The sequence below is a fragment of the Desulfitobacterium sp. LBE genome, from assembly GCF_007830365.1.
Classification (GTDB): domain Bacteria; phylum Bacillota; class Desulfitobacteriia; order Desulfitobacteriales; family Desulfitobacteriaceae; genus Desulfitobacterium; species Desulfitobacterium hafniense.
The window spans coordinates 411,047-437,868 of record NZ_VLKD01000001.1 but is presented as its reverse complement, the minus strand read 5'-3'; the positions used below and the strand labels follow the sequence as shown (position 1 = coordinate 437,868).

Annotated in this window: 22 protein-coding genes; all 22 read right to left on the bottom strand. The window is 47.0% G+C overall.

Annotated features, from left to right (window positions below; all coding sequences use genetic code 11):
• Positions 1-148: 148 nt before the first annotated feature.
• The gene (gene recQ, locus DESLBE_RS02070; protein WP_144674957.1) at positions 149-2,335 is read right to left on the bottom strand and encodes a DNA helicase RecQ; all 2,187 of its coding nucleotides are present in this window, start codon (positions 2,333-2,335) and stop codon (positions 149-151) included.
• 1 nt (position 2,336) lies between these two features.
• Positions 2,337-2,987 carry a cobalamin-dependent protein gene (locus DESLBE_RS02065; RefSeq protein WP_011459878.1) on the bottom strand — a complete coding sequence of 217 codons (651 nt, stop codon included), beginning with the start codon at positions 2,985-2,987 and terminating at the stop codon, positions 2,337-2,339.
• Positions 2,980-3,759: a GntR family transcriptional regulator gene (locus DESLBE_RS02060; protein ID WP_144674956.1), complete on the bottom strand. Its 780-nt coding sequence runs from the start codon at positions 3,757-3,759 to the stop codon at positions 2,980-2,982. Before DESLBE_RS02060 ends, DESLBE_RS02065 begins: the two co-directional genes overlap by 8 nt.
• 105 nt (positions 3,760-3,864) lie before the next feature.
• Positions 3,865-4,035 (bottom strand): hypothetical protein, encoded by a 171-nt coding sequence (locus DESLBE_RS26445; protein WP_015944300.1) that lies wholly within the window; start codon positions 4,033-4,035, stop codon positions 3,865-3,867.
• A gap of 33 nt (positions 4,036-4,068) precedes the next feature.
• The gene (locus DESLBE_RS02055) at positions 4,069-5,262 is read right to left on the bottom strand and encodes a uroporphyrinogen decarboxylase family protein (RefSeq protein WP_144674955.1); all 1,194 of its coding nucleotides are present in this window, start codon (positions 5,260-5,262) and stop codon (positions 4,069-4,071) included.
• A gap of 79 nt (positions 5,263-5,341) precedes the next feature.
• Positions 5,342-9,589 (bottom strand): 2-hydroxyacyl-CoA dehydratase, encoded by a 4,248-nt coding sequence (locus tag DESLBE_RS02050; RefSeq protein WP_144674954.1) that lies wholly within the window; start codon positions 9,587-9,589, stop codon positions 5,342-5,344.
• Between the two features lie 418 nt (positions 9,590-10,007).
• Positions 10,008-11,174, bottom strand: coding sequence for a peptidoglycan-binding protein (locus DESLBE_RS02045; protein ID WP_144674953.1), 1,167 nt, complete (start codon positions 11,172-11,174; stop codon positions 10,008-10,010).
• 66 nt (positions 11,175-11,240) lie between these two features.
• Complete coding sequence (locus tag DESLBE_RS02040; protein WP_005812162.1) at positions 11,241-11,699, bottom strand: SRPBCC family protein; 459 nt, start codon at positions 11,697-11,699, stop codon at positions 11,241-11,243.
• The gene (locus DESLBE_RS02035) at positions 11,696-12,115 is read right to left on the bottom strand and encodes a YbaN family protein (protein ID WP_005812160.1); all 420 of its coding nucleotides are present in this window, start codon (positions 12,113-12,115) and stop codon (positions 11,696-11,698) included. Before DESLBE_RS02035 ends, DESLBE_RS02040 begins: the two co-directional genes overlap by 4 nt.
• Positions 12,116-12,156: 41 nt before the next feature.
• On the bottom strand, positions 12,157-12,495 hold the full coding sequence (locus DESLBE_RS02030; protein WP_005812158.1) for an arsenate reductase family protein: 339 nt from the start codon (positions 12,493-12,495) through the stop codon (positions 12,157-12,159).
• A 257-nt stretch (positions 12,496-12,752) separates the two neighbouring features.
• Positions 12,753-13,703 (bottom strand): hypothetical protein, encoded by a 951-nt coding sequence (locus DESLBE_RS02025; RefSeq protein WP_015944305.1) that lies wholly within the window; start codon positions 13,701-13,703, stop codon positions 12,753-12,755.
• A 37-nt stretch (positions 13,704-13,740) separates the two neighbouring features.
• Positions 13,741-15,960 (bottom strand): HAMP domain-containing sensor histidine kinase, encoded by a 2,220-nt coding sequence (locus tag DESLBE_RS02020; protein ID WP_005812155.1) that lies wholly within the window; start codon positions 15,958-15,960, stop codon positions 13,741-13,743.
• Positions 15,935-16,621 carry a response regulator transcription factor gene (locus DESLBE_RS02015; protein ID WP_005812153.1) on the bottom strand — a complete coding sequence of 229 codons (687 nt, stop codon included), beginning with the start codon at positions 16,619-16,621 and terminating at the stop codon, positions 15,935-15,937. The genes DESLBE_RS02020 and DESLBE_RS02015 overlap by 26 nt, the downstream gene beginning before the upstream one ends.
• Positions 16,622-17,166: 545 nt before the next feature.
• Positions 17,167-18,339, bottom strand: a complete 1,173-nt coding sequence (locus DESLBE_RS02010; protein ID WP_144674952.1) for an amidohydrolase family protein — start codon at positions 18,337-18,339, stop codon at positions 17,167-17,169.
• Positions 18,340-18,350: 11 nt separating this feature from the next.
• On the bottom strand, positions 18,351-18,758 hold the full coding sequence (locus DESLBE_RS02005) for a PaaI family thioesterase (RefSeq protein ID WP_144674951.1): 408 nt from the start codon (positions 18,756-18,758) through the stop codon (positions 18,351-18,353).
• Positions 18,759-18,772: 14 nt separating this feature from the next.
• Positions 18,773-20,467, bottom strand: coding sequence for a M3 family oligoendopeptidase (locus DESLBE_RS02000; RefSeq protein ID WP_144674950.1), 1,695 nt, complete (start codon positions 20,465-20,467; stop codon positions 18,773-18,775).
• Between the two features lie 48 nt (positions 20,468-20,515).
• Positions 20,516-21,136, bottom strand: coding sequence for a ribonuclease H family protein (locus tag DESLBE_RS01995; RefSeq protein WP_144674949.1), 621 nt, complete (start codon positions 21,134-21,136; stop codon positions 20,516-20,518).
• A gap of 70 nt (positions 21,137-21,206) precedes the next feature.
• Entirely contained in the window at positions 21,207-21,533 is a 327-nt protein-coding gene (locus DESLBE_RS01990) for a hypothetical protein (RefSeq protein WP_144674948.1), read from the bottom strand.
• Positions 21,534-21,621: 88 nt separating this feature from the next.
• Positions 21,622-22,563, bottom strand: a complete 942-nt coding sequence (locus DESLBE_RS01985; RefSeq protein WP_144674947.1) for a site-2 protease family protein — start codon at positions 22,561-22,563, stop codon at positions 21,622-21,624.
• A gap of 12 nt (positions 22,564-22,575) precedes the next feature.
• Positions 22,576-24,900 carry an ATP-dependent DNA helicase gene (locus tag DESLBE_RS01980; RefSeq protein WP_144674946.1) on the bottom strand — a complete coding sequence of 775 codons (2,325 nt, stop codon included), beginning with the start codon at positions 24,898-24,900 and terminating at the stop codon, positions 22,576-22,578.
• Between the two features lie 16 nt (positions 24,901-24,916).
• Complete coding sequence (locus tag DESLBE_RS01975; protein ID WP_018211579.1) at positions 24,917-26,206, bottom strand: aminotransferase class I/II-fold pyridoxal phosphate-dependent enzyme; 1,290 nt, start codon at positions 26,204-26,206, stop codon at positions 24,917-24,919.
• A gap of 222 nt (positions 26,207-26,428) precedes the next feature.
• Positions 26,429-26,776, bottom strand: a complete 348-nt coding sequence (locus tag DESLBE_RS01970) for a toprim domain-containing protein (RefSeq protein WP_005812133.1) — start codon at positions 26,774-26,776, stop codon at positions 26,429-26,431.
• Positions 26,777-26,822 lie beyond the last annotated feature (46 nt).

Sequence of the window (26,822 nt, the reverse complement as noted above, 5' to 3'; positions counted from 1 at the left end):
TTATAGCCTGTTTTATCGGAAAGTAGTAGTGTGGGTGGCTTTAGGCCAGGGAATACCAAACTTCGCGAAAGGATCGCAACAGAGAAAGGTTGGAAACAGGATGTTTCCAACCAGCCAATCCGCTCCATGAGTTGATCTTGATTCACGGCTAAGTGCCGAAATTCTTGGCAATCACCGATTTAATCGCCATCCAATCCACCTCGGCCGGCAAAGCATCTTTGATCGGCCGCAGCTTTTCCATGCCTACTTGTTGAATGGCGGCCAGGATCAGCTGTTCCTGATCCTCAGGAATAAAGTCGCTCCAGGAGATGGGCTGCCCTTCCTTGAAAGCGCGCAGAAGATGGTCCTGCAGAGTGATCAGCTTATAACTTCTAAGCTTGGCAATCTCCTCCAGGGATTTCCCTTCCTGATAGAGCCGATAGGTGATCAGATGACTGGGGATTTTGCTCTCACTTTTCTGGGACTCCTCCAGTCCCGCCGGTTCAGGCTGTGACTCAGGTGCCTTCTCTAGTGGGGGCTTTGCCAGGGTTCTTGCCATGGTCTCAGGGGGATTTATCCCCTGCTTCCCGAAAAATTCCTGAATCCCTTGGAGGAAAATATCCCCGTACTTCTCCAGCTTTTTCTCCCCTACCCCACCCAGCCGCAGGAACTCTGCGCGGTTGCGAGGGCAGGATTCGGCCATTTCTCTTAAGGTGCTATCGGGAAAAATCATATACGGCGGCAAGCCTTCCTTAGCTGCCGCTTCCCGGCGCAAGCCTCTCAGGTAGTCAAATAAAGTGAGGCTCTCCTCTTCCTGAAGCTTTGCTTTGCGCAGAACCTTTTGCAATACTTGTTCATTCCCTTTCAGGACCGGTGCCGCTTTCCTGCCGCACTTAACCACAGGATATTCTCCAGTGGACAAGCGCAAATAATCTTCGGCAATGAGGTAGTTGATCTGATCTTTAATCTCTTGAATCGTGCGCTTGCTCATCAGCCCGTAAGTACTCAACTGATGGAAGCGAAAGTCCATGATTTTCTTATTGCCGGAACCTTTGAGAACTTCCGCCACCAGGTTAACCCCGAAACGCTCCCCCATGCGCAGGACACAGGAGAGAATCTTCTGAGTATCCACTGTAATATCAACAACATCCCAATCATCAGTGCAATTGCCGCAGTTCCCGCACTCCGCCGGGATCTCGGTTTCCCCGAAATACTCCAGGATTTCCTTGCGCAAACAACGGGCCGTATGACAATAATCCGCCATGTCCTGAAGTTTTTTATGTTCATTAACCTTCCGCTCCGGGTTAAAGGTGTTATTATCGATCAAATACCGCTGCAGCACCACATCCTGGGGAGCAAAGAGCAGGATGCACTCAGCCGGTTCTCCGTCCCGTCCCGCTCTTCCCGCCTCCTGATAATAAGCCTCCATGTTTTTCGGCATATTGTAATGAATAACAAACCGCACATTGGACTTATCGATCCCCATGCCAAAGGCATTGGTAGCCACCATCAGAGGGGTTTTGTCATATAGAAAAGCTTCCTGAGCTTTTTGCCGGTCCAGGTCGCTCATTCCGGCATGATATTTGCCGACTAAAAGCCCTTTGCTTTTCAGATAAGTTTGCAGCTGATCCACTTCCTTGCGGGTTGCCGCGTAAATAATGCCCGACTCGCTGCGATGCTGGAGACAATAGGTGGATATAAAGACCTTTTTATTTTCTCCCTTCAAGGTGGAAAACTTCAGATTAGGGCGATCAAACCCCGTTACAAATACTTGAGGACTCTCAAGTGTTAAAAGACTCACGATATCTTCTCTGACCTCTTGGGTCGCCGTAGCGGTAAAGGCCCCTATGATGGGACGATGGGGAAGGGATTCCACAAAAGCGCCGATCTTTCGGTAACTGGGACGGAAATCATGCCCCCATTGGGAGACACAATGGGCCTCATCCACAGCCACAAAGGAGATGGTCAAGGATTCTAACAGGGTTAAGAAGCTCTCAGCCTCCAGGCGTTCCGGAGCAATATAAAGGAGCTTATATCTCCCCTGGCGGGCTTTGTTGATCCTCTCCCAGACTTCCTGCATCGATAGAGAACTGTTGATAAAGGTGGCAGGAACACCTGCCTCATGCAGGGAATCCACTTGGTCTTTCATCAGGGAGATCAGGGGGGAAATGACCAGGGTAACGCCATCAAAAAGCAGGGCTGGAATTTGGTAGGATAACGATTTTCCGGCCCCTGTAGGCATAATCGCCACAGTATCTGAGGATTGGAGCAAACTATGAATCACCTTATCTTGACCTTTGCGGAATTGAGAATAACCGAAATAGCGTTTAAGCAGACTAAGCGCTTGATTCATCATCTTAAGACGTCTCCTCCGGTATTGGCAATTCATCCTTGAGCATCTGACAGATCTCGAAGAGTTTGGTGATATCATTGGTATAATAGTCCACCCCGGTGTAATCCTTGACAATTTCGTTGACCGGATATCCTCCCACAATGATTTTTACTTGATCGCGCAAACCCGACTCCACCAATAAATCCACAACCTTTTTTACCGCACTCACGCAAAAGGATAATAAAACACTGATCCCCAGAACTGGAGCTTTTGTTTGATTTACGGCCTGGACAAAGGTTTCCGGGGCTACATCCACCCCTAGATCGACGACTTTAAAGCCTGAAGATTTTAACATATAGTGGATAATGTTCTTGCCCAGATCGTGGATATCTCCTTCAATGGTGCCTAGGATAATGGTCATGCCATTGGAAGGAATATCGCTTGTAATCAGTGGTTCCAGAATCACCATGACCTCTTTTAATATTTCCTCAGACATAATGAGATCCGATAGGTAATACTCGCCGTTGCAATAGCGTTTACCCACAACCTCCACTCCCTGCTGGCATAATTCAACCACTTTTAAGGGAGAGACCCCTTTGCTGAGATATTCCTTGACCAGGTTTATGGTTTTTTCTTCATCGAGATCGGCAAGGGCGTTAAGTAATTGGTCATCCAAGATTAATCCCTCCATGATTATCCTTTCTCAGCCACCCATCATAGCCCGTCAATTGATAGCGGTCACCGCGATAGATGGATTTGCTCCACCCTACCGGTTTATTTTCCAGATCATATAGAGTTTCTTCAATCACAAAGACAGGGGCATTGACCCCAATTCCGAGGATTGCTGCTTCCTCGGCAGTGGTCACCGATACCTGCAGTACTTTTTTGGTACTTACAGGCAGAACGTCATTATTGGCCGTTACCAGCCCGGAAAGGGTCGGGTCTTGGAGATTGGACTCCAAAATCGGCTTGCTTTTCGAATAAATAGTATACTTTCTCTCATAAGCGAGACGTTCATCCTCAGCAGAGACTACCGTACGAAAATACAAGAGACGGGTTGTGCTGCTATCCAATTGAAAAATCCTCATTAATCTCTCATCAGCCCGAACGATATGAGCGCCTAATAGAGTGGTGCTCAGTTTTAAGCCAAAGTCTTTAATTTCTTGATTGAAATTATTCAACTCAAACACAACATTGTTCAACTTCGGCGGGGAGACAAAGGTCCCCTTTCCCTGCTGAGCGTGAACCATGCCTGCCGTGATCAACTCTGCAATGGCCCGTCGTACAGTCATCCGGCTAATTTCAAAGCGATTGGCAATCTCTGTCTCCGTAGGCAGAGCTTCACCCGGTTTGAGTTCTCCGCGCAGGATTTGACTTTCGAGAAGCTTGGCCAGCTGATAATAGATAGGGATGACAGAATTTTTATCTATAAACTGTTCTTCATTCATATACGAACACCTTGCTTTAAATTCTGATCTAGATCTCACTTGGAAAAAGAATGACTATTTGCTTAATCTATTCGGGATTAATTGGCATAAACCCTTTTTATGAACTCATCTTTGTACCCACCACCAAAGATAGAGATAGGCAAAGGCATCCAGCTGTTCCCACTGATCTCTGATGAGGGATTCATCCCCGGAGGGGGGACCATAATCCTTAAGGACCTGCTCCCAGGGGAGACAAGTGCCTGGCGAAATACTAGGAACCTTGTCCTCTTCTGACATACTAAGTCTCCTCTCTTTAGTACTCAGCAACACTTATGTGTACACTCCATACTGGCGTGTGGTTTCTATCAAAGCGATGACATTTTCCACCTTCACATCTGTCTGCATAATCCCGGCTGTATCCATAATAAAGCCACCATCTGCCGCATAATCGTGCAGGAGACCCTTGACATAGTCACTGACCTGGGCGGGTGACCCATAGGCCATCAGGGAATTAGGGACATTGCCGCTGATGCAGAACTTATGGCCAAGCACCCCTTTAGCTTTCGCTATATCCGTCTGATCCACATGAAAAACAATACTGGCTGCAGGCAGTTCGGAAATCCTTTCCAAATAGGGATTCCAGTTTCCTTCAGCGTAAAACATGGTTCGCTTGCCCTGGGCCCAAAGACCCTCGATCACTTTTTTCAGAGGGGGCCAATAAAAGGTATCCCACTCATGAGGGTTCAAGAAGGGATAACTGCCCCGGTGCAGAGGCAGGAAAACAGGCAGCAGGCGTTCTCCTTCTGAAGTCGCCAGGCCGTAATAGATATTATGAGGTACGAGAACCTCCAAAGCAGAGAGAATTTTTTCCGGGCGTTTCCGTAAATCCCTCATAATACCCTTCAGCCCCCGCAGGGTGTCTCCTAAGGTATCAAAGGGCGCCTTGACCATACCCGAGACCCCCAGAGGCATCCCATAATCTTTTGCCCAATGAGCGACTGCCTGTTTATTTCTCTCGTTCACCATCACCATTCCCGCCGCCCCTTTAATCAAGGCGAGATTGGCACGAAAAGACCCCGGTTCAGAAAATTCACTATGGATCCTGGGTAAAAAAGACTCCAGAATCCATTGAGTCGGATTCGCTATGAAGGCATCATAATCCTCGGCAACCATATATTCTTTTTCCACAAATTGAAACTGTTGATTGGGAGCAAGCTGACGGCCGGCGAATTTTAAGTATTTGGCACCTACCGCATCATGCAGGGTTCCCCACCATAGACTTGGGCCTCCCATGATCACGTCCACATCAAAATCGGCGAGGATTTTGTCCGCCGCTTCAATATTTTTATCCAAATCATAGTAGACTTCCTGAAGCTCTAATCCCGCATATTTGGCCATGAATTCACTCAGTTGCAGACGAATAGGCACTTTATCGGGTTTTTTGCCTGCCATTGCCGTCAGATAACGAGTTAATCGTTCCTGATACAAAGATTCACTGTTCATAATGGTAGTTGCGCTTGCCATAGGCCCTCCTTTAAGAAAAGGCTGTTCTATTATCACGAGTATAAAGAACAGCCTTTTGATTGATAACCTTTTTCGTTTGCTACTTAGCAACTTCCCCAGTCTTCATATTCTCTTTGGCAACAGACAGCATCAATTTGATCCGGTTCAATTGATTGACTTCACTGGCTCCAGGATCATAGTCGATGACGGCAATATTGGCTTTAGGGTAGGAGCGGCGCAGGGAGCGAATCATTCCTTTGCCGATGATATGGTTGGGCAGGCAGCCAAAAGGCTGCAGGCAAGCGATATTCATGACCCCACTGTGGAGGAGCTCCACCATCTCTCCGGTCAGATACCAGCCTTCTCCTGTCTGATTGGCCAAGGAGATATGCTCCTCAGCGCTGCGGGCAATCTCTTCGATGGCAGCGGGAGGGGTGAACCGCCGGCTGGCGGCCAAAGCTTTGCGCATATCCTTACGGTAATACTCCATGACCTTGACTGTCAACATACCATTAAACATAGCTTTAAAACTGCCTGACAAAACGTCAAATTTAATTTTATAGCAATAGGCGCAATAAAGCAGGAAGCCCATTAAATCCGGTTGAGTGACTTCTGCTCCTTCTGCCTCCAGGAGTTCCACCAGATTATTATTAGCCGTAGGATGATATTTGACGAGAATCTCGCCGACGATGCCTACTTTGGGTTTGACCCGGTCCTCATAAATTTCAAGGCTGTCGAAGTCCGCGACGATTTTATAAATATTGGCTTTAATCTCCTTCTTGTCCCCTCGCCTCAAGGCCTCCTGGCATTTCTCCACCCACTGATCATAGAGAGCGTTGGCGGAGCCGGGAACCTTCTCATAGGGGCGGACACGATGAAGGACATTCATCAGCAGATCACCATAGACAATTCCCCAAAGCAGATCGGGAAGCATCTTCGCTGTGATCTTAAAGCCGGGGTTGGCTTCCAGCCCGGAAGCGTTCAAAGAAATAACCGGAACCTGGTCCATACTTGTGTCTTTCAGAGCCTTGCGAATGAAGGCGATATAGTTGGTAGCCCGGCACCCGCCGCCTGTTTGGGAAATGAGCACAGCGGTCCGGTTCAAATCATACTTACCTGATTTCAAAGCTTCCAACAGCTGCCCGACCACGATGATGGTCGGATAACAGGCATCGTTATGAACATGCTTCAATCCTTCATCAATGGCTCCCCGGTCAACTGAAGGGAGAACCTCAATCCTATAGCCCGCCTTTTCAAAGCCAGTTTTTAAGAATTGGAACTGATGGGGCGCCATCTGCGGGGCAATAATCGTGTAGTTTTTCTTCATCTCTTCCGTAAAGATCACCCGGCCTTCCGGATCATAAAGCTTCTCGGGTCTGAAATTGCGCTTATCCCGCTCCTGGACAGCTGCCAGCAAAGAGCGAATGCGAATCCGGGCCGCTCCCAGATTGGTGATCTCATCGATCTTCAGAACTGTATATATTTTACCATAACGCTCTAATATTTCCGAAACTTGATCGGTGGTTACGGCGTCCAGACCGCAGCCAAAGGAATTTAACTGGATCAGCTCCAAATCGGGTTTAGCGGCGACAAACTGAGCCGCAGCATAGAGCCGGGTATGATACATCCACTGATCCACCACGCGCATAGGGCGCTCCGGGTTCGTCATATGGCGGATAGCGTCTTCAGAAATCACGACCAGGCCAAAGCCTTGCAATAGCTCAGGGATGCCGTGGTGAATCTCGGGATCAATGTGATAGGGCCGCCCAGCCAGGACAATCCCCTTGCTGCCATGAGTCTCCATATAGTGAAGAGCCTCTTCTCCTTTTTGCCGGACATCCTTTTTATAGTTCGCCAATTCCCCATAAGCCTTGTCCATAGCCTGCGCGATTTCCCGTGGCGTTAAACCTTCCCTTTTCGACAATTCCTCGATGAGGCGTTTCCGCATATGCTTAGGACTGTCAATAGGCAAAAAAGGCTGATAAAAGGTAATGTTTTCTTCCTTGAGGATATCCATATTGGCACGGATCGTTTCCGGGTAGGAGGTGACAATCGGGCAGTTGAAATGGTTGTTGGCTTCTGAGTCTTCCTTAACATTAAAGGGAATCGAGGGGTAGAATATTTTCTTAACCCCTTTTTTCACCAAATCCACAATATGACCGTGGACCAGCTTAGCGGGGAAGCATTCCGATTCCGAAGGAATGGTATCCATCCCTGATTCATAAAGGGCTTTAGTCGAACGGCCGGATAGAACCACCCGATAGCCTAATTCCGTAAAAAAGGTGTACCAGAAAGGATAGTCCTCATAAATATTCAGAACCCGGGGAATGCCGATCACCCCGCGCGAGGCTTCCTGGGCGGACAAAGGCTTATAACGAAATACCCTTTGGTATTTATAATCGTACAGGTTAGGAAGTTCCGTCTTAACCTTTTCCTGGCCGGCTCCCCGCTCACAGCGGTTTCCTGAAATGAAATTCTCGCCGTTGGAAAAATGCTTGACCGTAAGCAAGCAGTTATTCCCACATAAGCCGCAGCGTTTCATGGTCGTTTCCGTGGCGAAGGATTCCAGCTGTTCCGCCGGCAACAGCTCTGTTTTATGGCCTAAGTCACAGCGTTCTTTAGCGATCAGCGCTGCTCCAAAAGCTCCCATAATTCCGGCGATATCGGGGCGGACCACTTCCCTGCCCAGCAATTTCTCCAAAGAACGCAGGACGGCCTCGTTATAAAATGTTCCACCCTGAACAACAATTTTTTCACCCAACTCTTCTGTGTTGCGCAAGCGAATAACCTTAAATAAGGCGTTTTTAATCACGGACATGGAGATCCCGGCGGATATATCGCTGACTGTTGCCCCTTCTTTTTGGGCCTGCTTCACTTTGGAATTCATAAATACAGTGCAGCGTGTCCCCAGATCCACCGCGTTTTGAGATTCCAGGCCAATCCGGGCAAATTCCTTAACATCCATATTGAGCGAATTGGCAAAGGTCTCCACGAAGGATCCACACCCGGAAGAGCAGGCCTCATTGAGCATGATGGAATCGATGACTCCATTTTTAATCACCAGGCTTTTCATATCCTGACCGCCGATATCCAGAACAAAATTAACACCGGGCAGGAAAAAATCAGCCGCTTTAGCATGGGCAACCGTCTCGATCTCCCCAATATCCACTTTAAGCGCCGTTTTAATCAGCTGCTCTCCATAGCCTGTTACCGTGGAATTGCGGATAGTGATGCCAGGATTCAATTGGGAATACATCTCTTTCAGAGCACCTATGGTTGATTCCAGGGGGCTGCCCAGGTTGCTGCCATAATAGGAATACAGCAGTCCACCCTCATCATCGATTAAGGCAACCTTGGTGGTGGTCGAGCCGGCATCGATACCCAGATAAGCATGACCTGTATACCCCTGAGGATCTTTACGGTTTACCTTATGGCGTGCATGCCTCTCCCGGAAAGCCTCATATTCTGCTTGATCAGCAAAAAGGGGCTCGGCAATGGCCTTTTCATCCTGAGTGATGCTATTAATATGAGGTGCGTTATCATAAACAGTCTGGGAGGGGAATGCCTGCTCATCCCGAGCTACCAAAGCGGCTCCGATGGCTACAAAGTATTGAGCATCCTCAGGAAAAACAGCATAATCTCCTTCCAGTTTTAACGTCTCGATAAAGCGTTGGCGTAACTCGGACAGGAAGAACAAAGGTCCTCCGAGAAAGGCTACTCTGCCACGAATCGGGCGGCCTTGGGCCAAGGCCGTAATCGTTTGATTGACAACGGCCTGCAGAACCGAAACAGCAACGTCTTCCTTGGCGGCCCCTTCATTCAACAGAGGCTGCACATCCGTTTTGGCAAAAACCCCGCACCGTGAGGCGATGGGATAAATGGTCTTATAATTCTTGGCCAGCTCATTTAACCCTTCCGCATCGACTTGAAGCAAGGAAGCCATTTGATCAATAAAGGCTCCCGTACCACCCGCACAGGTTCCGTTCATTCTTTGTTCAATAGATTCGCCAAAATAGGTGATTTTAGCGTCTTCTCCTCCCAGCTCAATGGCAACGTCAGTCTGAGGGATCATCTTCTTAACCGCCGCAGTTCCGGCAATGACCTCCTGGACGAAGGGAATCCCTAATTTCTTGGCTAAATTAAAACCGCCTGAACCGGCAATCATCATCGTCATAAGTTGTCCATCTAAAATGGGCTTTGCATCTTCTAGCATCGAAAGAACAGTATCTTTGATATTCGAAAAGTGCCTCAAATATTGTTTATAGACAATGCCTTGTTCAGGACTGAGAATAATCATTTTAACAGTCGTAGAACCCACATCGAGCCCAACATTGAGCACCTTGGTCATCCAATTTCCTCCTATTCAAAACAGTAAAAAATATATATACTTTATATATAATATAACATAATAATGGACAAGATTTAACTTGTCAGAATAATAAATCGCCGCCCAATTTCCATATCCTATGGTATTAAGATCTATTATATCAAAAATATGTTAAAGACAAGGTTTCTTGCAGTTGGACATATCATACTAGTAATATATGTATTGATACGTGATTCAAGACACACATGAAAAATTATTCTACCCCAAAAGGTATATCCGCATATATATTCTACACGAATATAAATTCTCCTTTTGCTGCTATCCATCACGAAATATTCCTCCGTAAATAAAAAAACCAGATAATGCAAATTTAACTGCACTATCTGGCTAATGCTTCACCCTACTTTGTGCTCATGACGATGCTGTCTTTAGCCCTACCTTAATTTTTGCGGCAATTCACACCCAGAGCCGTCCAGGTTCGAATCCCGACGATGCCATCCTGGACAAGTCCTCTGCTCTTTTGGAATGCAATCACTGCCGCTTGAGTTCTGGAACCGAAAATTCCATCAATATTCCCAGGACTAAATCCCTGCGCCTTCAGCAAGGATTGCAGTTCCTTCACAGATGCCCCACGGGATCCCATCCGCAGGGTTGGGCAGTTTTGGGATGGCGGTGGTGGGGGGGTAGTGCAGGTTACTCCCAGTGCTGTCCAGGTCCGAATGCCGACAATGCCATCCGGTGTTAAACCACTGCTTCTTTGGAAAGCAATCACCGCTGCTTCCGTCCTCGGTCCAAAAATCCCATCGGCAGCCCCTGGGTTAAAACCACGGGCTGTGAGCAGCTGTTGCAGCTGAACCACGGAGGGACCCCTTGAGCCTTGGCGCAAGGTTGGGCAATTCTGTGGCGGCGGCGGTGGAGGAGGCGTCATGCAATTGACCCCCAGGGCCGTCCAGGTCCGGACACCTACGATGCCATCCTGTACTAATCCCCGGCTGCCCTGGAAAGCAATCACCGCGGCTTCTGTCCTCGGTCCGAAGATCCCATCAATGGCCCCCGGACTAAAGCCATGGGAGGTGAGCAGCTGTTGCAGCTGAACCACGGAGGGGCCCGTCGCACCTTGACGCAACGTCGGGCAGGGACTGGGTTGCGGAGTCATGCAATTGACTCCAAGAGCCGTCCAGGTCTTGACCCCAACGACCCCATCCTGTACCAAACCACGGCTGCCCTGAAAAGCGACAACTGCTGCATGGGTTCTCGGTCCGAAAATGCCATCAATAGCTCCTGGACTAAAGCCGTGAGATGTAAGAAGCTGTTGTAAATGTACGACCGAGGGACCTTGTGAACCCTGTCTGAGAACAGGACAAGGCTGACCTTGAGCCATCATCTGACCTTCCATGGGCATTTGCGGATGCATTGGATGCATTGGATGCATGGAGCACGGTTGCGTTGGTACACAAATAACCTGACCTGGGAAAAGGCACATAGGATCAGTGATTTGCGGATTTAACATGAGAAGCTCTTCTACTGTAGTATTGAACATGCAGGCAATGTCCATAAGAGTTTCCCCAGGTTTTACCACATAATTCATAAATACACCCCTTTCCATAGATTTTCCGTATATCCTATGCAAAAGGTACGGGAATGCTATTGGAAATGGGCAGCGGATAGAAAATTACTTAGGTTCCTTTAGGTACAGAGAATCCAGATGGCGATGCAAGCGCTTCAACACCCTTTGAAATTGAAAGGAATGCAGGGTTGAAATATTGATCATTTTCGCCACGAACCCCATTACCCTGCCATGAGGTTCTAAGGCGATGGAATAGCTGACCTTTGTGCCGCCATTTTCCAGCTCCTCAAGGTCCCACCAGCTCTCGCCAATGACGACACCCTGATAGTAGCGGATATCTACCCGGTTCGGAAAGCTTAAGGATATTGTCTCACACCGGAACCATCCTCCTGAAGCCCATACTTCAATCTTGGCATGAAGATGGTCTCTGGACTTTTCCAGAATCCGCACTCGGAATTCTCCTGGCCACCAGCTTCTATAGCCAGGAATATCCGCAAGTAACGGATAAATCATCTGGGGCGGATAAGGATAATCATAAGAATCCTTGGCTTGAATCCTGCTCATTCTTTAGTTGTTCCTTTCTGCCTGTTAACGTCCCCACAGGGATTGGCACATGTTTCACTTTTTTTGGTTTTGCGGCTCAGTAAAAAGAGGGTAACTGCCAGACCAATCCCCAGGAGAAGGAGCCGCACCCCAATTATTTCCACAAAAAACATCGAAATGGTTAAAGAAAGCCATAAACAGGAGATCGATACAGCCTTGGCATGCAGCGTCATCCCTTTATTTTCGTAATAATCTTTAAGATAAGAGCCAAGCCATTTGCTCGCCAACAGTCTCTTATGAAGCCTTGGGGAACTTCGCATATAGCATGCTCCCGCCAATAATAAAAAAGGAGTCGTGGGGACGACAGGCAAAAACACACCGATAATGCCAAGCACTACGCAGAGTGTGCCAATTCCGATCAGCATCATTTTCATCATCTAGCTCACTTCTCTTCCTTCCCCTGGCTCATTATAGGCGATCACTCCCACTCTTTCCAGATCTCCGGTTGATAACCTACCGTTGCTTTCCTGCCATTGCGAACAATCGGGGTCCTATAGAGTTTAGGATGAGTCAGCAAAAGCTCTTCACGCATCTCCAAGCCCCTGATTTGATCGAGATTGAGGGCTTTATAGTCTTTGCCTTCTTTATTGATCAGCTCATTTAAGGCGACAGAGGATTTGACACTCTGCAATTCACCCTTACTTAGAGCTTTTTCATTGAGATCGATAAATTGAAATTTTATGTTCCGCTCTTTGAAATATCGCTCCGCTTTTTTGGTATCAAAACATTTTCGGGTTCCATAAATCTGTATATTCAAAGCTCTTCCTCTCCAATCTTGAACGAAGTGATACCCCGATTCCTCTCAAATCACGCCGCCCCAGGCAGCGCTCCTCCTATAAAATAGCATAACTCAACGGATTTCGTCCATCCTTACCCTTGGAATTCCAAGCATGGGTCTGTTAATAAAGCACGAATGCTGTCAACCAATACCCAAAGTATAGCAAGTGTGTTTAAAAATGAAAAAAGCCTTTCCGGATCATGTTCTTCATTACCCGAAAGGCCTATTCAACGCGTCTATGCTCTTTTTAACTCATCCCATTGATGGATGACTCTCAGCATATTATCCTGAAGACTTGAGGCATAAATTGTCTCCAGCCAAGTGAAGTAATTCCTGATGACCGCCTGATCTTCATGACAAAGCTCCATATAAGCGACCAAAGGCATGTATTCAGTGTCATAAAGCAGGGAAGCGACAAAGAGTTCGGCAAAGAACTCACCTCCGTCTTCCGGGTTCATCTGGTAATCGTCAAAAATCTGCTTAACCATATTCGTAAAGCCGGGAGGCATAACCTTGGCATCCTCCGTCAGGGAATAATGCAGAATATGGGCCAAGGCATGGAGAATCGGCAGCAAGAGTTCCTCTTCATTCCGATTGGGTTGAAAAACTCCCAGGCAATGAAGCCGGGGAATGGTCATCAAGGAACCTTCTCTTAATCTTAACCGGAAACCTAATACAGGGACTAAGAGGGGGTTCTTCGTCAGGCTGCTGAAAAATACCGGATACTCTTCTTTGAGAAAGGATAAAGCACAGTTCATCTCTTTGCCCAGAACATCTTTTTTGAGCCCATTGCCCTGCTTCCATGCTGGGGGGCTCTGTTCCGCTAAGGATAATACCTTGAGCAGTTCCAGCACTTCCCCTTCGAAGTTTGCAAAACGAATCGTTTCCGGAAGCCTGCCCAAAGTATAACACACCCAGAAAGTTAAGGAATCTTCAGGAGGGATCATCATATACAAGCAACGGGCCTTGTAATATTTAAATTGGATATCGTCAGCCCGTTGACGCAGATACAAAATGAAATCTTCCAAAGAATGCTTATCCGCATTGGCTAATCCCTCGGTTATCTCCTGAAGAAATTCTATGGCCTCTGCAGGGCTCCTCATGGTTTTTATTTTCAGGGTCTTGCTTTTGGGAAACATCTCCATCACCCCTAATTCAGGTTTATGATAGAGAGTTCGCCATGACAAGCAGATTGTCCTTGGTAAATTTTGTCTATTATTTAAGCTATTGGGGAGATAATGGGGTTTCCTTACTATCATCTTTGTACAAAAAGATCATCGCTTTAAAGAGATCTCCATCCACTTCAATGGTAAAGCTCCCCTTTTGGATTTCAATCAGACTGGTGACAATGGATAAGCCCAACCCGCTTCCCTGGCTGCTTCTGGATTCATCGCCGCGCTTAAAGCGCTCCATCAACTCAGTGGAAGATATATTCAATTCATAGGCTGAGATATTTTTAATAGTTAATCTTATTCCCGGACCCGCATCCTCCAGATCGATATACACTCGTGAGCCTGCCAAGGCATACTTAAAAATATTGGACAAAAGATTTTCAATGGCTCGCCAAAGAAGTCTCCCGTCAGCCTTGACCCACATTCTTTCCCGAGGGTAATTGAATTTAAAATCCAATCCCCGTTCCTGGATTTTCTCATCCACTTCTCCTAAGCCCTGAGTCAGCAGGGATACAATATCTATTCTCTCAAAGGTCACCGGAATATCCCCACTGGAGGCCTTGGCGGCTTCAAAGAGGTCATCGGTCAACACTTTAAGGCGCTGTGATTTTTGCTCGAGAACTTCCACATAGTCTTTGATCTTTTCCGGGTCTTCTTCCGTTTTTAATAAGTCAACATAGGTAATGATGGAGGTTAAGGGAGTGCGGATATCATGGGAAACGTTAGTGATCAATTCTGTTTTTAAGCGTTCGCTTTTAATCTCATTTTCCACGGCCTTATTTAAGCCGTCGGTTATACTGTTGATATCCCCAGCCAGTTGAGCGAACTCTCCCTTGCCCTTGATGTTAATCATCGTCGCCAGATCCCCATCCTTAACCCGCCTGACTCCTTCTTTAATGGCCTTGAATTCCTTGACTTTCTTAAAGGATAACCATATGGCCACACCAATGGTAATGGGGAACATGAAAAAGGTTATGGCAATACATAAAGGGTAGCCAATGACAAGGACAGCCACTTTCACTCCCAGACTGCCGCTGTCATAGATGGCTTTGATACCGGAAAAAAGCTTATGGAAAATCGTATAAACCAGAGTGTGTTTGAGGAGGGTCTTATTCTTAATATGCTTAACCAGGGATAAGACCAGGATCAGCCCCAAGGTTGCTATGGCCAGAGTCATGGGATAGATAAGGGCAGCATTTTGCATTTGATAAAAATTGAAACCCAGTATAAACCAGGAAGAAATCAAGCCTAAACAAAATAAGATATTAAAATCATTGTAGAGACGATCCAGGGTATTGAGATGGACTTCCTGGTCATGTCTTGAGTTTCTTCCCCAGACGATCAGGAGATAGATAAAGGAAGCCATCAGTCCTGCCAGATAAGCTGCTATCTGATAAAGGGCATGATTAGCAACTTCTTTGTCTTCCTGCCACTCGGCAATCCGAGGCTTTAAAAACTCATCCTCAAAACCAATATACAAAACATCCGGATAATCCTGTACATAAGCGTCAGGAGCAATCTGATAAAAACGCGGATTCTCTTTGATCTCCTGGGGATAGACGTTCTGGATAAACCCTTCAAACAGCATATAGGCGGGATAAGAAGTATACTCTTCTTTCGACAACTCTGCCTGATTGGTCAGCTCCAGCTCCCCGGCTTTTAGGAAATAATTCAGCCCCTTATAGCTTGCCAACCGTTGTAAAGTCGTTTGGTAATAATAAAGATCTTCTTGAATCAGACGTTCTTTTTCTTTTGCTATCTCTTCTTTATAAGCTTCCAGGAAAATCTGATAATTTTCCCTGTCGGATAGATTGGGATTATAAATGCCTGGCTGCGTCGGACTGGTAACGCTGGAAGTGGAAGGAGGCTTTTGGGAAGAGCCCTCGTCTACATTTTCCTCGACTACTGCTGAGTTACTGTTCATTGTTGAGTTGCTATTCACTGTTGATCTTCTGTCGCTGTTTACCTGAAACTCCCAATAGAGGCTGTCAATTCTATTTCTAAGTCTATCCTCTGAAACACTTCCTCCGGCTAAAATATTTTCCTCACTCTTATATCTGCTGAGTGACCTTAGGTCGCTGATAATATTATTGCTTTCATTAATGAAGCCTTCGCCCAGATAATAGCTTTTTTCCAAAGCTACCCCAAAGTGGCTGCGATTGATGACATTGAGCACTAAAGTAACGACTTGAGTAAAGCAAAAGATCACCAACACAAAAGCTAAAGCTTTGGCAATCAGTGAATGGCTAAAGCTTCTCGATTTTATATCCAATTCCCCACACCACCTTTAAATATTTAGGCTCCTTCGGGTTGATCTCAATTTTTTCACGGATTTTCCGGATATGGACAGCTACTGTATTTTCCGCACTGAAAGCCGCTTCATTCCAAACGTTCTCGTAAATCTGATCGATGGAAAAGACCCTTCCCGCATTGGCTGTCAGCAGCTTCAAAATTTTATACTGGACAGGGGTCAGCTTAACTTCCTCGCCGTCCACGGTGACGCATTTGCTTTCGTCGTCGATCATCAGCCCCCCGGATTGATAGACATTCGTCTTGGTCTCCAGGCTGCCTAATGTTACATACCTGCGCAGCTGGGATTTGACGCGGGCGATGAGCTCCAGTGGATTGAAGGGTTTGGTAATATAATCGTCCGCACCCATATTCAGGCCCATAATTTTGTCCGTATCTTCGGATTTGGCCGAGAGCATGATCACCGGAATATTCCGTTCTTCTCGAATCTTCATCAAAGCTCTGATCCCATCCATTTGGGGCATCATAATATCCATGATCACCAGATGGACAGTCTGCTCTTCAATAACCTCCAAGGCCTGGAGCCCATTGAAGGCTTTATGGATCGTATAGCCTTCGTGGGCTAAGTAGATTCTTATCGCTTCGACAATTTCCTTATCATCGTCGCATACTAAAATGTTCATGTATGGGACTCCTCTCGCTAATCAATTCATACAAATTATACCACGTCCTTTCTCAGTCTTTAGGACTATGGTAACCCTTAATTCTGATCATTCTGCCGATCTAAATCTTAAGAACTTCTTAAAGTCACTCCAAGTTTTCAGGGTTTTCTGCTTATTCCTTTATTGTGTAATCATTTGCTTAAAATTATCTGTTAATCTCTCGTTGTTCTATATAAATGGAACATGGTACAATAATATCGGCTGGTGCAATGCTAACCATATCAATCAGTACAAACGAATCCCTGTAAAAAACAACGGCCAACCTGAAAAAATGTACAGAGGCACCTTGAATATGACGAAGAGTTAGACTTTAAGGAGTTAGAAAGACAGAAAAGCGTGAGCATCATGGCTTTGAATCTAAATGGGTAGCTCTTAATAAGCAAGATAAACCCGGGAGAGACTCCCGGGTTTATCTTGCTTCAAAAAAACTTATTTCCTTTACAACCTGTCGAAGCACACACTTCAACCAACAACATCATGGTGCCCTGAATATTTTTCGGTGATTCCTATAACTCCTTTAGCTGAAGGCAGTTTAATGGAGTGCCGGCTTCCAGTTTCCCGTACTCAGGCAGCCCACAGATGCGGGCACTCTCCTGGGTAGCGAGACAATAAACTTTTTCTTCAGGAATTCCGGCCTCCCTCAGCCAGAGCATTTCATCCAGGAAGGAGCTGCCATGGGGCACTGAATAGGCTCCCGCATCCGTGCCGACGCCTAAACGCACACCAAAATCAGAGGCTTCCTTAATCCGGCTGAGGTGGCCTTTCAATATTTCAGACAAAGTAGCTATTTCCTGCTCAGAATACCTGCCTGTGGGGTATTTCAACAGGTTGCCTATGGGTGCCACCGTAGGGACCCAGGCGATTCCTTGAGCTTTCATCTGTCTTAAGTGCCGGGAAGTCATATAATACCCATGCTCTATGGAATCCACTCCCGCTTCAATCACTCTCGAGATGCCCTCTTCCCCGCTGGCGTGGGCCATCACCAGGATTCCCCTGGCATGAGCGGAGGCAGTCAATTCCTTGAGTTCTTCCACACTCCACTGAACCGTTCCCACCTGCCGGTATTGGCTGAAGGAGATAATCCCAGTGACGACGATTTTAAGCTGGTCGGCACCTTGCCGGAAAAAATCCTCTTTAATCCGGTGCCAGTCCTGCAGGCTTGAGAAGCCCCGTCCCAAAAAGCGTCCATACATGCCCTGCCGGGCTACAGCCTCCCGCACTGAAACTACCCGGGGGCCTTGCCATTCTTCACGTTCCAGGCGCTTCTTGGCGGACCAGGCGAAACCCGGCAAATCACCGCCATCCCGGACGGCAACGACGCCCGACTCTAAATAACGGCGAAGATTGTCCTGGATCACCTTCTCCATCAGAGCCGGGTTATGCCAGTTTTCCAGACATTGATAAAAATCAATACTGTCCAAAGCCAAATGCACATGACTATCGATAAAGCCGGGCATCAGCAAATAAGGCTGCCAGGCAAAATCTTCTTCTCCAGAAGATTTTGAGCGTCCCCTATGGTCAGAATAGGGACAAAGGGAACTCACTCTGCCCTCTTCCCATTTTAATTGAACCGGACCTTTAACTCTGCCTGAATCGGGGGTCCAGTACCCGCCGATTATTGCCGAACCCTGTTCCGGCACCGCCAGGATGGTTTTCTCGCCACTGCAGGAAATGAACATAGCTACTCCTTTTAAAGTTGCTCCTTGCGCCTGGTAATCATGGAAAAGGTCGCAGAGCCGATAGCCACCAGATTACCGTCCTCGTCATAGACATTAACTGTCCCCATAAAAAGCCGTTTGCCTTCCTTGACAAGGCTGGCATAAGCATAAATATCCAAGTCCACAACAGGCAGAAGATAGTTGACCTTCAACTCCACCGTCACCGCATAGTGGTCCGGACCGATTGCTTCATTGACGGCTACCCCCATAGCCGTATCGATCACTGTAGCGATGATGCCGCCATGGACACTGCCATGAGCTTGTTTAAACTTGTCCGTAGTGGTGATCTTAACACCTTTTTTCCCCTGCTCATTGGTAACGATCGTCATACCAAGATATTTCCAGATATTGCTGGAACCTAAAGCTTCTAAGTTTGCCATGGGTTCCTCCTCCACTAAAATTTCCGGTCATCCACCTGCTCAAGCCATTGGTTAATGGTTTCAGCCACAGATTTAAGGCATCCTGCCTGGAAGGGGGAAACCAACTGTCCCAGCTCCACTAAATCCAGGAAGGACAGACTGCCCCCGACTTGGCACAGTCTTAAGTAATCCTGCCAGGCTTCCTGAGCATTCAGACGGGATTTCTTCCAGAATTGAAAAGCGCAAATCTGAGCTAAGGTATAATCAATATAATAGAAGGGATTGCCAAAGATATGCCCCTGCTGATGCCAATACCCGCCATTTTCAAGGTGCTGGTTGCCCTCATAATTCCGATGGGGAAGGAACTTTCTCTCAATTTCACGCCAGGCTGCTTTTCTCTGGGCAGGAGTGGCGTCAGGGTTCTCATAAACAAAATGCTGGAATTCATCCACGCTCACTCCATAGGGTATAAAGAGCAGGGCTTCACTGAGATGCTGGAAACGATATTTATCCGCTTCTTCTGCGAAGAAAAGCTCCATCCAGGGCCAGGCGAAAAACTCCATGCTCATCGAATGAATTTCGCAGGATTCGTAGGTAGGCCACTGATATTCCGGGAGAGTATGATGACGGCTGGAATAGACTTGGAAGGCGTGACCCGCTTCATGAGTCAGGACATCCACATCTCCTGAAGTCCCATTAAAATTGGAAAAAATAAACGGCGCTTGATGCTCGCTGATATAAGTGCAATAGCCACCGCCAGCCTTGCCTTTTTTGGTCACCAGGTCCATAAGCTCATGGCTCACCATATAGTCAAAGAACTCCTCAGTCTCCGCTGATAATTCTCCATACATCTTTCTGCCCTGCTCGATGATCCAGTCCGGTTCCCCATGAGGTTGGGGATTGCCTGAATTAAAGCTGGTTTTTTCATCATAGTAATACAAATTTTCCAAGCCCAGGCGCTGCCGCTGCCGTTCCCGCAAGCGGGAGGTCAGCGGTACGATATCTTCCTGAACCTGCTTGCGGAAATCAGCCACCATCTGTGCATCATAATCGGAACGCAGCATCCGCGCATAGCCCAATCCCACATAATTGGGGTAACCCAGCTTCTGGGCAATCCGTGTCCGAACCTTAACCAGCTGATCATAAATAGTGTCCAAAGTTTCTTCATGTTCTGCAAAAAAAGCATATTTCGCTTCATGGGCTCTTTTCCGCAGGACCGGATCGGTGGATTGCAGAAAAGGTCCTAAACCGGAAAGATTGCGCTCTTCCCCTGCAAAGTAAATCTTGGCTGAAGCAATGAGCTTGGTATATTCGGTGGACAATTTATTCTCCGCCTGTAAGTCCTCAATAATCTCCGGTTTAAAAGTCTTCAGGGTTAATTCCGCGATACGGAAAAGCTGCTTGCCCCATTTTTGTTCTAATTCCCGGCGAAATGAGGAATCCAGCAACACCTGATAAAACTCTGAAATCAATCCCTGGTAGATGGGCAAATTCTCATCAAAAAATTCTTGTTCCCGCTCATAATAGGTATCGTTAGTATCAATAGTTTGGCGTATTGAGGCAATTTGGGACATAGAGTCAAATTTTCCCCGCAAGCTATTGATAGCCATGAGCAGACGATCCTGCTCATGAAAATTTTCTGCCCCTTTAAACTGCTCAAGGAGAGCCTTAAACTCTCCTTTGAGTTTTTCCAGATCAGGACGTGAATAAGGAAAATCTTTGAATTTCATTTTAAAACCCCCAACTAAATAGCCCACCCTATGGCAGGCTCAACACTTTCAGTCTCTTATACCTAAAGCACTCTTAGCTTTCATATCCACATAATCATTGAATTCATTGCCGCTATGGGCCTTGACTTTTTCAAAACTATAAATTCCCCGATACTGATTCATCAGCTTGGCATAGGCTTGGGTAAACTCATTTTTTGCTTTCCATTCTCCCGTAGCCCAAAAAGCGATTCCTGCATAATCGTGAAGAATGCGGATTTTAACCCCAAGCTGTGAGGCTTTTTTTACGGCATAGAGGGCCGCAGCAATCTCACCAGCTACATTGCGCATAGTCGCCGCGGCGGGGTTCTTACCCACATCGGCATCTTCATAGTGAACTTTACCGTCTTTAACAAAAGCATAAGCCCAGGCATACTGACCATTAACGTAACTTCCGTCCGTGTAGACATCATATTCCGTTCTATCGTCTCTCCAGGAGTCATCCTCTGCTTTCAGCGGATCACTCAGTGTTTCCCCTTTGAACCAGGCCTGAGCCTCTTCTAAGGTAGGGAAGGATCTGTAGACCGCTCCGGAAAAACCATGGATGGCCTTCCGGCACTCCTCCCAGGAAGAAAATACTCCCTTATCCCGTCCGGCACGGACAGCGTAAAATTTAGGTTTGTGGATTCCCATGCAAACTATTCCTCATCTGTTATCTTTTTCTACAATGTTACCATAGAGAAGACTTGAGTGGCAATAGATCTTAGTGAGCAGCCTGTTCAAGGTCTGAGGCAATTCTGTCCAGGAGCTTTTTCATCTCCTCTTCCACATTCAAAGCCTCCGTATCGCACCATTCGCCCCAGAAACCTTTCTGATCTGTGAAAATCCGGTAGAGAGGAACCCCCTCTTCAGCCATGACTGCTTTAGCTTCTTCGGGTAAACTGTCGCTGATCTTGGCAGCTAAATCCATCGCCAGACAAAGGGTATCCTTGCTTTGAGATAAGAGCTCGATGGTTTCAAACCCTACCCCAGAGGGCGATTCTTGATCATAAAAGAAGCTCATAATGATGCTTTCCTGATTTTCCGCCATTAAAAATTCCTCCACCTTCCAGGTTTTCTTTAGTTTATCCCTCCGCAGCCCTTTTCACTCAGTTATTTCAACCCAGGTCAAAAGCACCCTAAGCTAAAAGTTCCAGAGCATAGGTCAGCCCCATGGCAAGAGAACCCACCAAGCCAAAATAGAGAATGCCAAACTGTACCCGCTCCCGCAAAGGAACCTCATAATAGATCGACAGTTCATGCCGATTCCTCCATAGTTTGTAGACTTGGCTCACTCCCAGGATCACGACAATCAAGAGGATGGGGTTAAAGGATGTGATCATAAGGTAAAGCAAGACAGGGATCCCCACCAGCCATAGATAGGGAGAGACCGCGGAGACGATTCGCCCGCCATCCATAGGATGAACAGGAAGCAGGTTGAATATATTGAGAAAAAAGCCCACATAAGCGAGAACCAAAGCCAGTTCATATCCTGTAAGCCAGTAGAACGCCAAGCACAGCACCGCAGCCAGACTCCCAAAAAGGGGACCGCCATAAGCGACTTGGGCTTCAGTCACCGCATCTTTGGGATTCTCCTTCATCCCGATCAAGGCGCCCACAAAGGGAATAAATACCGGTCCCGATACAGCTAAGCCAACTCGTTTCGCGGTAAGGTAATGTCCCATTTCATGGACGAAGAGCAGCGCTACAAACCCCAAGGCAAATTTTGCGCCATAAAATACGGCATAGATCCAGATCGTAGCCACCATGGATACCGCAGTGGTGGCAAATTTACCGAGCTTGAGAAAGACAAAAAGGAACTTCAATTTAGACACTACAAAAAGGATAATAAATTTCCCCTTCGTCAACAAAGGGATGGCGAAGGCTGCCGCCGCCCATAAACCCTTCTTGTTCCCCGGTTTGGATTTTATGTTTTGCTCATCAATAACATAATCATCAGCATGTTCGTCCTGACCAACGATAGTCTCTTCCGCCCCATTGTATACTGAAGAATAGGAAGAATCTTTTTCTCTTCTATTCTCTTGATTCAGCTCGTCGATAGCCCATCCCTCCTCTGACATGTGTTCTTTATTTTATGATGATTCCCAAAAGGCTTTCAATAGTGAAGGAATCCGGCTATTATCCTGCAGCGTATGGATAGCATGCCATTCCTTAGGGAATAGACGTCTGTAAGACAAACGGGCAAACCGTTCATCAATTAAGAGGATTGCTCCCCGATCCTGTTCTGTCCGTATCACTCTCCCACAGGCTTGGAGCACCTTATTCATCCCAGGGTACATATAGGCAAATTCAAACCCTTGCCCATAGCGTTCCTGAAAATGAGCGCGAATTATATCCCGCTCCGTGCCAATCTGGGGCAGCCCCACCCCGATAATTACGGCACCGGACAAACGCTCTCCCGTAAGATCGATTCCTTCCCCAAAGATTCCCCCCAACAGGGCCAATCCCACCAGACTCTCCCGGGGCTCCTCCTGAAACGCTTCTAGGAACTCCTCCCGATCCGCCTCAGTCATCCCCATAGTTTGGGTCAAAACCTTAAATTCGGGATGGGCCTGGAGAAGCCTTTCCCGAACCTGTTCAAGATACTCATATGAAGGAAAATAGACCAGATAATTGCCGGTTTTCCCCTGAACAAGCTGAGTTATCCCGTCGACGATGGGGTCCAGGGATAAAGAGCGCTGGTTGTATTTGGTGGAGATCTGTTTCTGCAGCATCAGGCAAAGGTTCTCGTGAGGAAAAGGAGAAGGCAGCTGCAGCTTATAAGATTCTTTCTCTCCCCCCAAAACCTGAATAAAATACTCCAGAGGGCTTAAGGTGGCCGAAAAGAAAACTGCTGCTCTCCCCTTGTTTAAGACCTGAGCCAGCTGCTGAGAGGGATCAACACAAAAAAGCTTAACACGAACATCCTGCTCCGGGTATTGATAATAGGTAAGGTAATGCTCATCATAACTTTCAGCCGTGCGCAGGAAGGCTTGAATGTTAAAGTACAGCTCCGTTAACTTCTCCTTCCAGGGTGGGGTTTCCTCTTTCTTGAAAAACTTCTCCGCTTCGTTCACTACCCTCTCCAATGAAGAGTACAGGGCTGTGGGGGCGTCTTTTTCCACTTCAAGACCTTGTTTTTTGAGCTTTAAAAAGTTTTTATTGACCGTTTGGAGCCTTTTTCCCAGAACCGGTTCCTGATCCTCCACGAGATTCTTCAAGTGGAGGAATTCCTCCTTGTTTAATTCGGCGGAAAACATTTCCCGGGCCCGCTCCACCAGGTTATGAGCTTCATCGATCAGAAAGGCATAATCCCCGCCTTCGAGAAAAAACCGTTTGAGAAACACTCTTGGATCAAAGACGTAATTATAGTCGCAGATCACCAAATCAGCCCAATTGGTAAGTTCCAGGGAAAATTCAAAGGGACAGACCCCATGATTGCGGGCACAGTTCTCGATCTGCTCCCGATTCCAATGATCCCTCTCAAAAATATCCTCCAGAGCCGGGCCTAACCGGTCATAATATCCTTTGGCATAGCTGCAATCTTCCGGTGTGCATTCACACTCAGGACAAAAGCATACTTTATCCTTAGCCGTAAGAGTGACCCTCTTCAGGGACAGTCCTTGCTGCTGGAGCATGAGGAGAGAGCCTTCCGCTACGGTGCGGGTGATGGTCTTAGCCGTCAGATAAAAGATCGGTGTCTCCAACCCTTCGAGGAGGCATTTTAAAGCCGGAAAAATCGTCCCCAGTGTTTTGCCGATACCTGTAGGAGCTTGCACATAAAGCTTATGCTTTTCTTTTATCGTCTTATAGACCGCCACAACCAGCTCTCGTTGGCCTTTGCGATAAGCAGGATAAGGGAATTCAAGCCGGGAGATGCTTTCATTGCGCTGCTCTGTCCAAGCCGAAAGCCGATGGGCCCAGGTGCAGTACCGTTCCACAAGATCCTTAAAGAAGAACTCCAATTCCTCTCTGCTCAAGGACTTTCGGAATTCTTTAAGTTCATGGGTCTCCAACTGTATATAGGTTAATTGAACCTGCACCTGAGCCAGATCTTCCTGATTTGCCACTATATAAGCATAGCACTGAGCTTGCGCCCAGTGCAAATTGTTATAGGATTCGTCGATCAAGTCCAAATCCAGGGATGTGGATTTTATCTCTTCGATGACAACTCCTGATTCATTTCTGAATATCCCGTCTGCCCGCCCATGAATTTCTAAGCTGAAACCATCCTGATAAGCCGTCGTCCGCAGCGTCACTTCAGGTTGGTAATCTGCTCCCCGCTCCTTTTGCAGGTACTGATGGGCATAGATCCCTTCCGCCATTCTGGATCCACTCATGAAACCCATCTGCAAATCACCCTGACGCAAGACGAACTCGACCAGGGTCCGCACAGAAACCCGTAGTTCTTTGTCCAAGACTCCCTACTCCTGACTATGCTAAATCTTTGGCTCCCTGATAAATCAACTTAAACAATTCTTCCAAATCTTCTTCTTCCACACAGGAGAACGCCACCCGGATATCGGACTCACCCAGAGCGATGACACCCACTCCATAGTTATGCAGTAAATGCAGACGCAATTCCTCTGCCTTCACACCTTTAAGCTTCAAGCACATAAAATAGCCGGAGTTAAAAGGATAATAATCCCAAAGGTCCTGGTAATCACCCCGGTTCAAGATCTCTTTGACCTTTAAGGCCCGGCCTTCCATAATCTTGTATTTCTCCTGTTTTTGCTTCTCAAAATCAGGGGATGCCAAAGCATGAAGGACGAAGGTTTGGGCAGGGTGGGAGGCATTGGAGATGGTGCTGCGGATGATGGCCTTGGTTTTATTCTCCAGAACATCGCAAACCACTGAGCTGGCATCCCCAAAGGTGATGAACCCAATCCGGAATCCCCATACATACTCTTCCTTGGTTGGACCATCCACCTTAACGGCCAGAATGCGGGGGTGGATATTGGCAAGCCGTCCAAACAGAGATTCTTTGATGGAATCCTCGTAGAAAAGCCCAAAATAAGCATCATCGACTAAAACCGCCACATTAATTCCCTGCTCCGCCACCTCCAGCAACGCCTCCACAATGGCCTGAGCCTCTTTCTCAACAGGCGTATAACCGGTCGGGTTATTCGGGAAATTAAGCAGCAACACCGCTTTGCCTTGTGCTTTTTGGGCCAGAAGAGCTTCTTTCATCCCTTGGGTATTGAATTCACCGTTCTCCGTGAAAAAGGTGAAATTCCGCATTTCAGCATTTCTGCGGGTTCCAAAAATCATCGTGTAATTGCCCCAGAGTTTATCGGGAAGCACTAATACGTCCTGAGGATTTAAAAAAAGGTCTGCCGCAATACTTAAACCATGGGTTAAAGCGTTGGTCACAATAGGCTGGCTCATGGTCTTGCCCTGCAAAGAAGGATTGTCCTTAAGCAGTTTTTCTCTCCAGACAGCCCTGATTTTGGATTTCCCGGCCGGAGGCGCATAAGTATAGATATCTTGAGGGTTATACTGGGACAAGGTTTCTTGGATAACCGGCAGAAACATGGGCTGCCCTTTTTCCGTAGCCATACCTATTGTGGCATTAAAGCGATAAGCCTTTTCCGTAGCCTCATCTGTCTGGGTCAATATTCCCTTGGGATAGTATAAATTCCTCCCTAAATCTGAAAGCAGTTCGTACACATGGGGGTTTTCTGCTCTTATCTGATCGTTGAGCTCCCTGGCAATATTATGCATGAGTGTTCTTCCTTTCCCATCGGTGAATCCTTAGCCGAATCTAATGCTATATGTTATGCAGCCAAAACCTGTTCTCCTAAAAAATTTATAATTTCTCAAAGATTTAATTATGATTCGCTGCAGGGTCAACAAGTTCCTTCCTTTCGACACGAGTATATAGAATACATGAGCAATACAGCTGTGCAAAAGATAATGACGGCCGCCTTACGGCAACCGTCAACCTTAAAAGAGCTCTTCTTCCGGGCGGATTTCCTTGACCTCAAAATGTGCATGGTCTAAAACCTGAGCCAGCACATCGAGAGGAGTCGTTGCCACTTCACGATACATGCGATGGGTATATAAATGATGGATATTCGGAAGGGCCTGATTGAGGCTTTTGCGGATTTTCTCTCCGGAATCATCGGCATCGACCAACAAATACACCTCTGAATCCTCAAGCTGGGTCGCCCATTCTTCAGTTTTTTCATAACTGATCGTCCCATAACTGCACAGTATCTCAACAGGCTCCGCTAAAACTTCCTGAAGCCGTTCCTTATCGGTTTTTCCTTCAACAATAATAACTTTTGCCACAGCTTTACCCCCAGCTCATTCGTTTGCTGGTCTTTACCTTCGATCT

Coding starts and splice junctions, on each gene's coding strand:
- recQ (WP_144674957.1), bottom strand. CDS start 2,335: ATGATGAATCAAGCGCTTAGTCTGCTTAAACGCTATTTCGGTTATTCT.
- DESLBE_RS02060 (WP_144674956.1), bottom strand. CDS start 3,759: ATGAATGAAGAACAGTTTATAGATAAAAATTCTGTCATCCCTATCTAT.
- DESLBE_RS26445 (WP_015944300.1), bottom strand. CDS start 4,035: ATGTCAGAAGAGGACAAGGTTCCTAGTATTTCGCCAGGCACTTGTCTC.
- DESLBE_RS02055 (WP_144674955.1), bottom strand. CDS start 5,262: ATGGCAAGCGCAACTACCATTATGAACAGTGAATCTTTGTATCAGGAA.
- DESLBE_RS02050 (WP_144674954.1), bottom strand. CDS start 9,589: ATGACCAAGGTGCTCAATGTTGGGCTCGATGTGGGTTCTACGACTGTT.
- DESLBE_RS02045 (WP_144674953.1), bottom strand. CDS start 11,174: ATGGAAAGGGGTGTATTTATGAATTATGTGGTAAAACCTGGGGAAACT.
- DESLBE_RS02040 (WP_005812162.1), bottom strand. CDS start 11,699: ATGAGCAGGATTCAAGCCAAGGATTCTTATGATTATCCTTATCCGCCC.
- DESLBE_RS02035 (WP_005812160.1), bottom strand. CDS start 12,115: ATGATGAAAATGATGCTGATCGGAATTGGCACACTCTGCGTAGTGCTT.
- DESLBE_RS02015 (WP_005812153.1), bottom strand. CDS start 16,621: ATGAACATTTTAGTATGCGACGATGATAAGGAAATTGTCGAAGCGATA.
- DESLBE_RS02010 (WP_144674952.1), bottom strand. CDS start 18,339: ATGTTCATTTCCTGCAGTGGCGAGAAAACCATCCTGGCGGTGCCGGAA.
- DESLBE_RS02005 (WP_144674951.1), bottom strand. CDS start 18,758: ATGGCAAACTTAGAAGCTTTAGGTTCCAGCAATATCTGGAAATATCTT.
- DESLBE_RS02000 (WP_144674950.1), bottom strand. CDS start 20,467: ATGAAATTCAAAGATTTTCCTTATTCACGTCCTGATCTGGAAAAACTC.
- DESLBE_RS01995 (WP_144674949.1), bottom strand. CDS start 21,136: ATGGGAATCCACAAACCTAAATTTTACGCTGTCCGTGCCGGACGGGAT.
- DESLBE_RS01990 (WP_144674948.1), bottom strand. CDS start 21,533: ATGGCGGAAAATCAGGAAAGCATCATTATGAGCTTCTTTTATGATCAA.
- DESLBE_RS01985 (WP_144674947.1), bottom strand. CDS start 22,563: ATGTCAGAGGAGGGATGGGCTATCGACGAGCTGAATCAAGAGAATAGA.
- DESLBE_RS01975 (WP_018211579.1), bottom strand. CDS start 26,206: ATGCATAATATTGCCAGGGAGCTCAACGATCAGATAAGAGCAGAAAAC.